General features: G+C 38.7%; 10 protein-coding genes. 6 read left to right on the plus strand and 4 right to left on the minus strand.

Annotation, left to right across the window (positions count from 1 at the left end):
* Positions 1-182 precede the first annotated feature (182 nt).
* The 3 genes from ACK1JC_RS02995 to trxA all read right to left on the minus strand — a co-directional run bounded on the left by ACK1JC_RS02995 (position 183) and on the right by trxA (position 2,729).
* Positions 183-431: a hypothetical protein gene (locus ACK1JC_RS02995; protein ID WP_409510367.1), complete on the minus strand. Its 249-nt coding sequence runs from the start codon at positions 429-431 to the stop codon at positions 183-185.
* Positions 432-809: 378 nt separating this feature from the next.
* The gene (gene rho, locus ACK1JC_RS03000; protein WP_409510368.1) at positions 810-2,078 is read right to left on the minus strand and encodes a transcription termination factor Rho; all 1,269 of its coding nucleotides are present in this window, start codon (positions 2,076-2,078) and stop codon (positions 810-812) included.
* A 324-nt stretch (positions 2,079-2,402) separates the two neighbouring features.
* Positions 2,403-2,729 (minus strand): thioredoxin, encoded by a 327-nt coding sequence (trxA, locus tag ACK1JC_RS03005; RefSeq protein WP_409510369.1) that lies wholly within the window; start codon positions 2,727-2,729, stop codon positions 2,403-2,405.
* A gap of 281 nt (positions 2,730-3,010) precedes the next feature.
* On the opposite strand from trxA, the gene ppx reads away from it, so the two are divergent.
* Genes ppx through ACK1JC_RS03030 form a run of 5 tightly spaced genes read left to right on the plus strand, consistent with a single transcriptional unit; the run spans position 3,011 to position 8,216 of the window.
* Positions 3,011-4,531, plus strand: coding sequence for an exopolyphosphatase (gene ppx, locus ACK1JC_RS03010; protein WP_409510370.1), 1,521 nt, complete (start codon positions 3,011-3,013; stop codon positions 4,529-4,531).
* Between the two features lie 50 nt (positions 4,532-4,581).
* Complete coding sequence (locus ACK1JC_RS03015) at positions 4,582-5,406, plus strand: acetyl-CoA carboxylase carboxyltransferase subunit alpha (protein ID WP_409510371.1); 825 nt, start codon at positions 4,582-4,584, stop codon at positions 5,404-5,406.
* Positions 5,343-6,755 carry a tRNA lysidine(34) synthetase TilS gene (gene tilS, locus ACK1JC_RS03020; RefSeq protein ID WP_409510372.1) on the plus strand — a complete coding sequence of 471 codons (1,413 nt, stop codon included), beginning with the start codon at positions 5,343-5,345 and terminating at the stop codon, positions 6,753-6,755. Before ACK1JC_RS03015 ends, tilS begins: the two co-directional genes overlap by 64 nt.
* 35 nt (positions 6,756-6,790) lie before the next feature.
* Positions 6,791-7,621, plus strand: coding sequence for a pyrroline-5-carboxylate reductase (proC, locus tag ACK1JC_RS03025; protein ID WP_409510373.1), 831 nt, complete (start codon positions 6,791-6,793; stop codon positions 7,619-7,621).
* A gap of 25 nt (positions 7,622-7,646) precedes the next feature.
* Complete coding sequence (locus tag ACK1JC_RS03030; protein ID WP_409510374.1) at positions 7,647-8,216, plus strand: YggT family protein; 570 nt, start codon at positions 7,647-7,649, stop codon at positions 8,214-8,216.
* A gap of 91 nt (positions 8,217-8,307) precedes the next feature.
* On the opposite strand, the gene polA is transcribed toward ACK1JC_RS03030, so the two are convergent.
* Positions 8,308-11,073, minus strand: coding sequence for a DNA polymerase I (polA, locus tag ACK1JC_RS03035; protein WP_409510375.1), 2,766 nt, complete (start codon positions 11,071-11,073; stop codon positions 8,308-8,310).
* 146 nt (positions 11,074-11,219) lie between these two features.
* On the opposite strand from polA, the gene ACK1JC_RS03040 reads away from it, so the two are divergent.
* On the plus strand, positions 11,220-14,840 hold the full coding sequence (locus tag ACK1JC_RS03040) for a DUF2339 domain-containing protein (protein ID WP_409510376.1): 3,621 nt from the start codon (positions 11,220-11,222) through the stop codon (positions 14,838-14,840).
* The last annotated feature ends 76 nt before the right edge of the window (positions 14,841-14,916 follow it).

The following is a 14,916-nucleotide window of genomic DNA, read 5'->3' on the forward strand; positions in this document are numbered from 1 at the left end:
TGAATTCGTTACTTGAGTTGTGAATAGGGTTACTGGTTGATCTCGTGGTTAAAGCTTGAAGGCTATTGCTGTGTTTATTTAATTCTTTGAATATTATTATTTATTTGGATGGTAATATTAAAATTGAGGTATAAAAAAAGAGAACCCAAGGTTCTCTTTTTTGATAATAATCTAAACGATTATTATTGAGCAGCAGAAGCTGGAGCAGCGTCAACAGCAGAAGCTTCAACTGGAGCAGAAGCAGCTTCAACAGCAACAGAAGCAGCTTCAACAGCAGCAGAAGCTTCAACAGCAGCTTCAGAAGCAGCTTCTACAGCTTGAGATGCAGCAGCAGTAGCATCAGTAGCAGCTTCTTCAGTTTTTTTAGCACAACCAACGAAAGCTAAAGTAGTAGCAACTGCAGCAGCAATAGCGATTTTTTTGAATAACATGGCATCACTCTCATAAATATTAGAGAAAAAAAAACCCAGGTTAGCCTGTTTTTTGCTTTTGCATGAGCAGTCTAACTGGTATGTCAGTATGCTATCACTGTATATTTTGAATTTCTACTGGCTAGATGAAAAAAAGTAGAAAATTTGATGAAAAAATGACATATTTTTAACAGTAAATTACAATTGAAAAGTTATTCTGGATTGGAAGGTTGATAGTAAGTGATTAAAAAATAAGTTAAAAATATAGATAATGTATTGAAAAATCATCACTTTGTAATTTTAGATACAGGGTTTTGATGAAAATGTGTACTTATGTAACTATTGTCAACCAATAAAAAAAGCCACTTATTTGAGTGGCTTTTTTGGAGATTTAAAAAATTAATTTGCAGCTTTACGTTTCATTTGATCAAAGAAATCATCATTTGTTTTGGTTTCTTTCATACGATCAAGCAAGAACTCCATTGCAGCTAGTTCATCCATTGGGTGAAGTAGCTTACGTAGAATCCAAACTTTACGTAGATTTTCTTCGCTCATGAGACGCTCTTCACGGCGTGTACCTGATTTCTTAATGTTCATGGCTGGGAACACACGCTTTTCAGCAATACGGCGATCAAGCGTAATTTCTTGGTTACCTGTACCTTTGAACTCTTCGTAGATCACTTCATCCATTTTACTGCCAGTTTCAATTAGGGCGGTAGAAATGATAGTTAGTGAACCACCTTCTTCAATATTACGTGCAGCACCGAAGAAACGCTTAGGGCGTTCAAGTGCATGTGCATCTAAACCACCAGTAAGCACTTTACCTGATGTTGGAATCACAGTGTTATAGGCACGTGCTAAACGAGTGATTGAGTCAAGTAAGATGACAACATCTTTTTTATGCTCAACCAAACGTTTTGCTTTTTCGATCACCATCTCAGCAACCTGAACGTGACGAGCAGGAGATTCATCAAATGTTGATGCAACAACCTCACCACGAACAGTACGTTCCATTTCCGTTACTTCCTCTGGACGTTCATCAATAAGAAGAACAATAAGGAAGACTTCTGGGTTATTACGTACAATCGATTGCGCGATGCTTTGTAATAACATTGTTTTACCCGCTTTAGGCGGTGCAACAATAATAGAACGCTGACCTTTACCAATCGGTGCGATAAGATCGACAACACGTGCAGTTAAATCTTCAGATGAACCATTACCCAATTCCATCACAAGTTGCTCTGTTGGGAAAAGTGGTGTTAAGTTTTCAAATAGAATTTTATTGCGTGAGTTTTCAGGTGTGTCGTAGTTAATTTGGTTAACTTTTAATAGTGCAAAATAGCGTTCGCCTTCTTTCGGTGGGCGAATCGTACCTGTAATGGTGTCACCTGTGCGTAGGTTAAAGCGACGAATTTGTGACGGACTTACGTAAATATCGTCTGGACCTGCAAGATATGAACCTGCAGCAGTACGTAAGAAGCCAAAACCATCAGATAAAATTTCCAGTACACCATCACCGAAAATTTCTTCACCATTCATGGCGTGACGTTTTAAGATGGCGAAGATAATATCTTGTTTACGGTTACGAGCCATTCCTTCAAGGCCCATAAACTCAGAAATTTTAATGAGTTCGCCAATCGGTTTTTTCTTGAGTTCAGTTAAATTCATAGGTGATCAGATTGATATAAGAATGTGTGGTACACAGATAGATAAGAAAGGAAGCAAAAGTCGTCCGCAGATCGAAAAACGAGCAGCAATTGTATGTGCACAATAACAAAACTCAGATTTCAAATAATTTTTTCGAGGAGAAAAAGTGTAATACAATTTCTATTGCCGAGCGGCGTCTTATGTGTTGTCTTTTAAGGAACTAGAAATGTAACTTTGGATTCCTTGATGAAAGAATATAAGTGAGATCAAGCGATTTGTCAATTTTCTGCTCAAAAAAATACGCTATCGAGGATAGCGTATTTGAAAAACAGATTGATCTACAAATTAGATGTTGTCATCTATGAATGCAGTCAATTTTGATTTAGGTACAGCACCGATTTGTTGAGCAACAACTTCACCGTTTTTAAACATCAATAATGCAGGAATATTACGGATGTTATAGTTCACAGCAGTTTCTTCACATGCAGTCACGTCAACTTTAACGATTTTTACTTTACCAGCGTATTCGTCAGAAAGTACTTCAAGTACTGGTGCGATTGCTTTACAAGGCGCACACCAGCCAGCCCAAAAGTCAACAATGACAGGGATGTCAGACTGTAAAACATCTGCCTCGAAGTTTGCATCAGTTGTATTTACGATATTACCAGACATGGATTTGGCTCCAAAAATTGAAAAGATGTATCTATGCTATGAATATAAGTATTACATAGTCATCTTTAACTATGTAGGGGATGTTTGAAATTTTCGTCTTTTAGGGTGACTTTGTCCAATTGATGCTCACGATACTGGTTATCGGATTCATCTCTATTGTCATACAAATGTCATATATGTATAAAAAATGGGAGACTGTTAAATTGTGTGCATAAATGGCTTTTAAATTGCATGTATGTGAATTAATCTAAGCAACAATTCTAAATGAGTTTGTACAAATCATGTCTGATTTTTTGATTGATGAAGAGTTACTTGCAGCCATAGATATGGGATCAAACAGTTTCCATTTGGCGATTGCCCGTGTAGATCATGGCGAAGTAAAAAAAGTTGCTTCGATGTCAGAAAAGGTTCAGCTTGCCGCAGGGTTAGATGAAAATAAAAATTTAACAGAAGCTGCACAGCAACGTGGTTTGGCATGTTTAGCACGTTTTGTTGGACGTTTGAGTTCAGTACAGGCCAATCGCTTGCGAATTGTAGCGACCAATGCATTAAGACAAGCCAAAAATGGACAAGAATTTATACAAAAAGCGGCAGAAATTTTACCCAAGCCGATTGAAATTATTGCAGGTCGTGAAGAAGCCCGCCTGATTTATTTGGGTGTCTCACATACTATGGCGAACAGTGGTCGTCGTTTAGTGATTGACATTGGTGGTGGTTCGACTGAACTGATCATTGGTGAAGAGTTTGAACCTATTCATACTGAATCATTACAAATGGGCTGTGTTGCTTATACAAAAGCGTATTTCCCTGAGGGTGAAATCAGCCCAAAAGATTTTGATAAAGCTGTGGTTGCCGCACGTAAAGAAATGTCAGGTATTGCCAATACGTATAAGGCTGAAGGTTGGGATACGGTTGTTGGTTCGAGTGGCACAATTAAGGCTTGTCGTCAGATTTGTATCAATATGGGTTGGAGTGATGATCAAGAAAGCCTGACTCGTCAAGGCTTGGATAAACTCAAAGAGAAATTGCTGAAGTTTAAACATATTTCAGATATGGATTTTGATGGCTTAAAAGAAGATCGTCGAGCGGTACTACCTGCGGGCATCGCTATTCTATATGCTATTTTTGAAGTCTTAAATATTGATAAATTGATTTACTCCGATGGCGCATTACGTGAAGGTGTGATGTATGACCTATTGGGACGTTTTCAGCATGAAGATATCCGTGATCGTAGCGTACAAGCAATGATGGGGCGTTATGGTGCAGATCCAAAACAAGCTGAACGCGTGGTAAGCACCGCACAACATTTGTTTGATGGTGTTGCGACAAAACTGAATCTGAATAGTGATGATAGTGATTTATTACGTCGTGCTGCATATTTGCATGAAATTGGTCTAGCCATCAGTCATAGTGGATACCATAAGCATAGTGCATATTTACTACAGCATTCTGATATAGCCGGTTTTTCACAAATTGATCAAAATTATTTGTCACATTTGGTCGCTCATCATCGCAGAAAGTTACGTAGCGATGCGCGAATTGATGCGCTCAGAGTCGGTGGAAACAAGCTTGTTTATCTTTGTCTCTTGTTAAGACTTGCTGTTTTACTCAATCATAGTCGAAGTGATGAGATGCTTCCTGCCATTGAATTACAGGCAGTGAATGAGCAACAATGGCAACTCAGTGTTTCCGGTGATGCCAAACAATGGCCTTTGCTTATAGCGGATTTGCATGATGAGCAAGTACAGTTTAAGCATTGGGATATTGAGCTGAGTATTCATTCGGAACAGTTTATCAATTAACAACTGATTGAAGAGTTATCTTTCGGTGAATCAGGGATCATTCTCGAGTTATGAAAAGTAAAGCTGCCCAGTCTAAAGCCTGGAAAACGGTTCAAATTGCACGTCATCCAGAGCGTCCACAATTTCTAGATTATGTCGGTGATATATTCACTGAATTTGATACATTGCACGGCGATCGTGTGTATGGTGATGATGGTGCAATGATTGGTGGATTGGCTCGCCTTGATGGTCAGCCAGTGATGGTCGTAGGACAACACCGTGGTCGCAGTACCCGTGAGAAATTGCAACATAATTTTGGGATGAGTAATCCTGAAGGTTACCGTAAAGCACAGCGTTTAATGGATATGGCTGAGCGTTTTAATTTACCTGTTTTTACTTTTATTGATACCATGGGTGCATACCCTGGTGTTGGTGCAGAAGAGCGTGGTCAAGCAGAAGCAATTGCGACAAGTCTTGCGCAACTTTCAAGTTTAAAAGTGCCTGTAATTGCAACGGTATTGGGTGAAGGCGGTTCTGGTGGTGCCTTAGGTATTGGTGTTGCAGACCGTGTGATTATGCTCTCTCATAGTATTTACTCTGTAATTTCACCTGAAGGTTGTGCATCTATTTTGTGGAAAACAGCTGAAAAAGCAGAACAAGCAAGTGAAGCTTTGGCTTTAACAGCAGATAAATTGCAAAAAATGGGCATTGTAGAATACGTTGTCGATGAAGGTGAAGGTGCACATTTACATCCTGAGCAAATTATGGATCAGCTCAAAGCTGTGCTGAAACAGGCGCTAGAAGAATTACAACCGATGAGTGCTGAAGAACGATGCGAAGCACGTTACCAACGTTTAATGAAATTTGGCAGCGACAATTCAGGACTGACACTCTAAGTCAGTACAGTCGATTCACCGACCAAACAACCTTTCTGATTGGATGCAGTGGTGGCATGGATTCCATGCTGCTTCTGCATTTAATGTCTGCGCTTTTTCCGCGAAAAGTCCGTGCAATCTATATTAATCATCAACTGCAAAAAGTCAGTGACGTGTGGGCGATTTTTGTACAAGAACAATGCCTAAAACTAAATATTCCTTGCATCATTCAAAATGTCGATGTGCAGCAGGGTAATCTTGAAAATCAAGCACGAGAAGCACGTTATCAGGCTTTTGCCAAGCACCTAGATAAGGGTGAAATTTTAGTTTTAGCACATCATCAACAAGATCAAGCTGAGACTTTACTCTTGCGCTTACTTTCGGGTACAGGCGTTCAAGGAATGGCGGCGATGCGAAGTATCGATATTCAACAAAAAATAAATCAGGATATTCACATTTGGCGTCCACTATTGAATATCTCTCGTGAGCAGATTTGCCAATGGGTACAACAATCCGATATTCAGTATGTTGAAGATCCAACAAATTTAGATACACACTATGATCGTGCATGGTGTCGGCATGAATTGTGGAAGATTTTGCAAAGCCGTTACCCCAAAATGCAACAGGCTTTGGCAAGAACGACTGTGCTTATGCAAGATGCTGATGAAATCTTAAATGAAGTTTTACAGCAAGATTTGGCAAAATGTGGCGATGCAACACAACTTGATTTAACCGCCTTTTTACAATTATCGGAAGCAAGGCAAAGGCAATTCTTATCTGCTTGGATGAGAGGTGATGAGCAATATCGTCCAACTTTTGATATGGTAGAACGCCTACAACGTGAAGTGATTGAAGCACGTGAAGATGCTCAATCGGCATTGCACAATCATGGTTTTTATTATGTACGCTATCAGGGCATATTGTATCGTTTAACTGAAGATGTATATTTAGCTGAACGGAAAAATGACGTGCCACAGCATACGGATATTATTTTTAAACTCAATACCGTACAAAAATTAATAGCAGGGCAGTTTCATATTGAGAATGTATTTCCGAATCTTTTTGGGCAAGATCAACAAATTGAAAAAAAAATAACAATGGGATTAAGTCCTTTATTATTAGGAAAAAAATTACAGCTCACACTGCGCCAAGGTGGTGAGAAAATTCATCTATATGGACGTGTCGGCAGTTGGCCGTTGAAAAAAGCTATTCAACAAGCACATATTTTTCCATGGATGCGTCATACAATTCAAATATTGAGCATAGATAATGTTATGCTTGGGGTCTTTACGCCAAAAGGTTTCTGGCTTGCGCAATCTGAGTATTGTGTTGAGGCTGGATGGCAACCAACGTTGATCTCCTGTTTTTAAAAATCCAGTTTATAAATCATGGTCGGGTGTGTTTCATGGGTACAGCTTTAAATTGTAATATTGGTTTCATCGGTGGTGGTAATATGGCACAGGCATTGATCGGTGGTCTGATCAGCCGTGGTTTGCCTGCTACTCGCATCACAGTTTCAGATCCTGTTGATGTGATTCGTGAACGATTACAGGAAAAAGATGTTCATGTTACTAGTGATAATATTACTGCAATTCAAAATGCCGATGTCGTAGTTTTGGCAGTAAAACCACAAGTCCTGAGCCAAGTGCTAAAACCACTTCATGGTTTGCTTGATGATAAATTAATCATTTCGATTGTGGCGGGTGCAGAGATTAAAACTATTGCAGACCTGACCAATGCTACTCGTATTGTCCGTGTGATGCCAAATACACCTGCATTGGTACAAACAGGTGCGCATGGTATGTATGCACATGAAAACGTGGATACTCAGGATCGCGATCTTGCTAGTCAAGTTTTAGCGGCTACAGGTTTAACGCTTTGGGTTAATACGGAAGCACAAATTGATGCAGTTACAGCGGTGTCAGGTTCAGGTCCTGCATACTTTTTCTATATGATGGAAAGTATGATTCGTGCAGGTCAAAACATGGGACTAGATGAAAAAGTTGCAACAGCATTGACCTTGCAAACAGCTTTAGGTGCGGCACAGATGGCGATTACAAGTGCAAGTTCACCTGCCGAATTACGTAAAAATGTTACATCACCGAATGGTACAACGCAAGCGGCACTTGAAGTTTTTGATCGTGCCCAAATCTCTCAAAATATTCAGACTGCACTTGCTGCTGCACAAAAACGTAGCCAAGAACTTGCACAAGAAATTAGCAATAACAGTAAGTAATTAATTGAATTAGGAACGCTCCAGTATGGGTATAGATTCTGCTCAGATGTTTGGCATTGTGATAAACGTAGCCATTTTGCTCGTATTTTTCCGTTTTTTAACGCAATTGGCGATGGTGAGCCCATATAATCCAGTTGTGTTGTCAACTGTGAAAGCGACTAAAATTGTCGATATTTTTGGTCGTATTTTTCCTACTTTAGCGAAAGGACGTGTTAATACTGCGGCATTGGTATTAATCATTATTTTGTACTTGCTTAAAATGTTTGGTGTGATGTATTTAAGTGGTCATATGATCACAAGCCCTGTGCATCTGCTCATTTTAACTTTTGTCAGTATGATTCAAGATTTGATTCGCTTCTGTAGAATTTTAATTTTCGCGACTATTATTTTGAGTTGGGTGGTAATGTTTACCCAATCTCGATCACCTTATATTGAAGTAATTCAAGAGCTTGCAGAACCATTGTTGGCACCATTCCGCCGTTTGTTGCCGAATACGGGTATGATTGATTTATCTCCAATTTTGGCGTTCTTGGCATTGATGATTGCTGAGCGATTGATGGATGAAGTTGCACGTACATTGTTGATTGGTTTTTAATTCATTCTAAAAATATGAATGAAGACATAAAAAAGGACTCTTTAAAGAGTCCTTTTTTATGTCTAAATTTTAATATTGGATTATAGGTGTTTTAATGTGCTTCATCCCAGTTTTTACCTTTACCTACTTCAACCAAAAGCGGTACAGATAAGGTAACAACTTTTTGCATGACATCTTGAATTTTTACAGAAATTTCATCTGCAATGTCTTCATCGACTTCAAAGACCAATTCATCGTGTACTTGTAAAAGCAGTTTTGCTTGATTTTTTGGCAAAATTTTATCGACTTCAATCATTGCCATTTTAATGATTTCCGCAGCAGAACCTTGTAGTGGTGCATTAATTGCAGCACGTTCAGCACCTTTACGAACCATCATATTACTGGCTTTAATATCAGGCGTATACAAACGGCGACCTGTAATCGTTTCAACAAAACCTTGTTCCAACGCAATCTGACGGGTACGTTGCATATATTCATAAATACCCGGATAGCGATGGAAGTATTGCTTAATATAGTTTTGTGATTCTTCACGGGTAAAGCCAAGCTGACGGATTAAACCAAACTCAGACATGCCATACAGTAGACCAAAATTTACTGCTTTAGCTTGACGACGTTGATCTGAAGTTACATTTTCAAGGGCAACACCCAAAACTTCTGAAGCAGTACGACTGTGAACATCTTGACCGTGGTTAAAAGCATGAACGAGAGCCTCATCTTGTGAAAAATGAGCCATTAAGCGCAATTCAATTTGAGAATAATCGGCTGCAAGTAAGATGCGTCCTTCAGGTGCAATAAATGCTTGACGAATTTGACGACCAATATTTTCACGAACAGGAATATTTTGTAAGTTTGGATCTGTAGAAGACAAACGACCTGTTGCAGTCAAAGCTTGATGGTAGCTTGTATGCACACGTTGTGTTTCAGGATTGGCTTGTTTAAGTAAGCCATCTGTATAGGTGCTTTTGAGCTTGGTTAGACCACGGTATTCAATGATGAGTGCTGTAATCGGATGGTCAATTTTTTCTAAAATGGCCTCTGAGGTACTGTATTGACCTGTCGCAGTTTTTTTACCGCCTTTTAGTCCCATTTTTTCAAAAAGTACTTCACCGACTTGTTTAGGTGAAGATACATTGAAACTTTCACCTGCAATTTCAATAATTTGGTTTTCAAGATCTTGAATGGTTTCAGAGAAGCTAATACTCAATTGATCGAGGAAGTTTAAATCGAGTGCAATGCCGTTTTCTTCCATACGTGTTAGAACACTTGCAACAGGCACTTCAATGTTATGTAAAATGCTTGAAAGCTCAGGTAATTCCTTCAACTTACGATCAAGTACTTCGTATAAGCGGTAGGTAACATGTGCATCTTCTGCTGCATAGTGTGCAGCCGTTTCAATCTCAATTTGATTAAACGTTTTTTGTTTTGCACCTTTACCTGCAACTTGTTCAAATGTCGTAGTTAAATGGCTTAAATAAACACGCGCAACATCATCCATACCATGACGGGTGGCAACTGAATTGAGCACATAAGATGCCAACATGGTATCAAAGTACCATCCTTGTAAATGGATACCATGATTTTCAAAAATATGTGCATCATATTTTAAATGATGCCCAATTTTCTCAACGCTAGTATCTTCTAAAATCGGTTTTATTTGCTGAATAATGGCTTCACGATTCAACTGTTCAGGTGCACCTTCGTAATCATGTGCAAGTGGAACGTAGTAAGCATCTTTTGCATCAAAAGCCACTGAAAACCCAACCATTTCAGCAACACGGTAATCTAAACTTGTTGTTTCAGTATCAATCGCAAAACGTTTTTCTGTACTTAAGCGTTGGAAAAGCTGTTCCCAATCGGCTTGAGTCAGTATTGTGTGGTACTGTGCTTCCCCTAAGAGATCATCATCACTTGTACTTTGGGCTTGATCGGTAATAGATATTATTTCTGGGGTTGGTTCAGTTTTTACAATTTGCGTAGATGCTTGTTTGTAAACTGCTCCATTTGGATTGTTCGGGTGGTCAAGGGATTGTAATTGATTACGAAACTCTAATTCGGTGTAAAGGTTGCGCAATACATCTACATTGGGGTCGGTGAGTTTTAAATCTTCATAAGTGATATTGAGATCAAGATCAATCACAATGCTGGCAAGTTGATGATCAAGTGCAATACCTTCAACATTGTCTTTTAAGTTTTGACCAACTTTACCTTTAATATTATCGACATTTTCTAAAATGCCACCAATTGAACCGTATTCATTTAATAGTTTTGCTGCTGTTTTTGCACCGACCCCAGGTACACCACGAATACCATCTGATGCATCGCCCATCACGGTTAAATAGTCAATAATTTGATCGGGACGTACGCCAAACTTTTCAATTACCCCATTTACATCCATGGGTTTATCTTTAAAGCTATCTTCCAAAGTCACTTTGTCCGTGACCAACTGTGCCATGTCTTTGTCACCTGTCGAAATCAGGACTTGATGACCTGCGGCTTCGGCACGTTTTGCTAATGTGCCAATAATATCATCGGCTTCTGCACCAGGAAGCATATGCAATGGAATACCCAATGCACGAATGAGCGCATGTAGATAGGGAATTTGCTGTGCAAGTTCATCTGGCATACTTGGACGGTCACCTTTATAAATCGGTGAAAGTTCATGGCGGAAGGTTGGCTCTGGCGTATCAAAAATCACCGCCATATGCGTAGGTTGAATTCGGCGCATCAATTTTTGAATTGCAGAAATCGCACCACGGATCGCATTGGTCTGTAGTCCAGTCGATGTCGTTAACGGTGGGAGTGCATGAAAGGCACGAAATAAAAAGTAAGACCCATCGACTAATACAAATGGTGGCATTGATGATTTCTCAAAATAATGAAGCTAGGCATAGTTTACATGAGTTTGGATAAAAATGAGCTCAGGGTGACGGGAAAGGTCGGATGTACTATGATGCTATGATTCAAAATGAATGACTGATCTTTCTTTTTAATTCAGGATAGTCCATGCAATCACAACAAGAAGAACACAATACAACATCGAACATGGAGTCGGGTATAAGTCCCCAATATTCAGCTATACCAAATGACTATGGTTGGTTGACTAAACTCAATTTTTTGGTTTTAGCATGTTTTGGGATGGCTTTCCTGATTTTAGACGATGAGCCGAGATGGATTAGTGCAGTCGGATTATTTTTTTGTTTTATGTTGATTTTTGTCTTGAATGCTTTGAGTAAGCAACAACACATGATCTTGTTCCAACAAAGGCAAATTCAAGATTTATTGCAAGTACAGCGGTTGAATACAGCTAAAGAATTGAATAAAGAGAAATCCTCAGACCTTCTCAAAGCTGAAAGTAAAGAATTAGAAAGGTATGAACAAAATATTCATGTTCAAATGCTGGAACAGATGGAGTCAGATCATTTTGATCAAGTCTTTACACCAAATAATGGCGCAGAAGTTTTACATGATTCAGTTTTATCGGATCAACAGAATATTTCCACAACTTCTAGTTTAAATCCTTCAAATTTAGCAGATACGAATGAAGAAGGTAGTTATGTAAAAGACGATTTTGTGAAAGAGAGCGAGTACATAGAAGATTCACAAGTACGTTATGCAGAGAGTCAGTCACAACAAGCAGAACACAATGCACAATCTATAAACCAATCTGATCAAAGTAAAGAAAGTACCTTATTAAAAGACCTGAAAGGTATGACTTCGCTATGGAGTGCTTTTGTTGAATGGTTCAAAGGTGGAAATAGTATTGTCCGTATCGCTATTATCATTTTATTGATTGGGGTGATTTTACTATTACGTTTTGCTAGTGAATATTGGCAACCGACATTAAGTACAAAATTAGCAGGCATTGCTGTTGCAGGTGGCGTACTGACCGCAGTCGGGTATTGGCTACGCAACAAACGTTATGGTTATGCGATTAGTGTGCAAGGTGCGGGCTTAGGAATTTTATTCCTTGTTTTATTTAGTGCTTTTAAGCTCGCTGTTATCACTTCTGTCGCACTGAGTTACGGTTTACTCATTGGCTTGCTCGCCGTGACATTATTACTTGCTTTGAAACAAAATGCACTGATTTTGGCATTTATAGCCCTTGGAAGTGGTTTTATTGCGCCGTTTATTTTAAATACAGGCAGTAATAATATACCTGCACTGTTTAGCTATTATCTTGTGCTAAATATAGCTTTAGCTGTGATTACTTTCTTTAAACCGTGGCGTATCTTAAATACCATTTCATTGCTTGCAACCTTTGGTGTCGGTGGACTAAGTATTTGGCTCAAAGCACAACCTGAACAATATGCCATGTTGAGTATATTGGTTTGGCTACATTTTGCTTTATATCTGTTTGTTTCAATTCGCTACAGCCAAAATATTGCACAGTATAAAATTGCTTTTAAAAACATACCATTGATAGATACTGCATTGATTTTTGCTACACCATTTATGGCGTTTACCTTATATGCAGGCTTGGTCTATCACAATCAGACAGCATTGAGTGTTGCAAGTGCAGTATTAGCATTGGTGTATTTTGTGGTGGGCTATGTTTTACATAAGAAGTCACAAACTTTGACATTGTTGATTCAAAGTTTTTACGGTTTAGGATTAACTTTCCTTGCACTCATTTTGCCTTTTGCTTTTGATGCCCAATGGACGAGTACAGGGTGGGCAGTACAGGCATTGGCACTGATTTGGATGGGTTGTCGTCATCATTTAAAAAATAGTGTGTTGTATGGTTTAGTTTTACTTGGGGCGAGTAGTGCTTTTTGGCTGAAAAGCATTTTATTTGATGGAAACTTGAGTGTACTTGCTGTGTGTTTCCTGACTTTAGCTTATTTAGCAAGTGCTTATATTTTTAGCACACCTGAGCTGAATGAAAAATTGATCAATGATGATATTGGTATAGATCATATTGATACAGAAGATGCCGTTGCAACGCCATCGGTACAGCAAATACAAAATAGTGCATTTTTAAGCAAGATGATGCAGTCTGCAACACTCGGAAGTTTGTTGATCTTACAATTTGTCGTTGTGTTGTATTGTTTTATGGTGGATCAAAATGATGTGCTCGTTAAAAATGCTGAATTAATGGCAGTCTTGACACTTGCATCAATAGTAATCGCTGTGCGTGTTTTTCAAGTTCAGCAACTGTCTAAAAATATGCAATTGTTTGCAGGTTGTGCGCTGTTTTACTTTGCCATGATTCCACTGGTTTTATGGCAGACCGATATCATTTCAATATGGTGGACATTGCAAGCATTAAGTATGCTAATTATCACGTGTTTATACGCTGTTCCATCTATACGAAATGCCTCTACAGTTTTGTTGTGGGCGAGTGCTATTTGTGCAATATCTGCTATTTTCGGTGAGCAAAATTTACGTTATATCGTCGTAGTTTTATTGATCGTAGTCAGCACATTTATTGCGTATTGGTTATGGTATAAAGTCAAACCTGCATCCACTCAGATTGATCGAACAAGTGCCTGTTTGAATCTTAGTTTGTCATTCATTTTTGTTCCATATGTGTTGTATAAAATATGCGATTTGATGCAATGTGATTTATACAGTATCGCTTTGCCAATGTTGTTGTGGTGGGGCATTCTTACATTAATTTATCGCTTCAAACATCAAGTGCTTGATCAAATTTGGTTGTCACTGAGTATTATTCTTTTATTTATTGGTGTGAGTGAAATTGCAGTATTGAGTGCTTTTATTGCAAAAAACTTTCAGTTTTGGACGATTGAACCTGTCTATCAAATACCGATGTTAATGACTATTGCCTTGTGGTTTATGGTCTTTATCTTCTGTCTAAAAGTTTTCACTAAGCAAATGAAGTTATTCTTAAAACAGTTCTTTATGTTGCTTGCTGTTTTGTTGATGGCAGTCTTTGGTGGATTGTTGGCATCGAATCAACTCGCATTTATTCCAATGCTGTTGTTATTGCCTGTTGTTGTCTTATTAGCATCGTTAAAAGTGAAGCCTTTACAGTTTTTACAGCCTTATTGGCAGGCCAACATCAGTATTGTCCTTGTTGGTGGTTTGAGTGTATGGCTCATTAGTCTATTGCAAAATGGACAATGGAACTTGCCGTATATCACTTTACTCAATCCGATGGATGCTTTAAGTATCGGCATTTTTGTGATCTGTATTTTTGCGATGAAACCATTAATACAAACGCAAGGACGTGAACTACAAATTGCCAATATGGCAATCATGATTGTGACAGGTTTAATGCTGATCAGCAGTGTGATGTTGCGTAGTTTACATCACTATATGAACTTGCCTTATTGGTCGGTTGAGGCTTGGCAGAATGGTACAGTTCAAGCAAGTTTAACGATTCTTTGGGTGGTACTAGCACTGATTTTGACCACCTTTGCGAGCAAAAAGTCGTTACGTCATGTGTGGATGCTCGGCATTGCTGTATTGGCTTTGGTGATTGCAAAATTGATTTTCTTAGATTTGTCACACACACATACCATTACACGCATTGTTTCCTTTATTGGTAGTGGTTTGGTGATGTTGCTGATTGGTTACTTTGCACCGCTACCGCCTGCACAAAAAATTGTTAACCAATTGGCTGAAGATGGTGACGAGAGTAAAGACCAACCTAAAAATTAGAAATGTTGTTGTAGAAAAAGACAATCCATAAAACAAAAAAAGGATGGCATGATCACCATCCTTTTTTTATGTTTAG

The organism is Acinetobacter sp. TY2 (genome assembly GCF_046269225.1).
Classification (GTDB): Bacteria; Pseudomonadota; Gammaproteobacteria; order Pseudomonadales; family Moraxellaceae; genus Acinetobacter.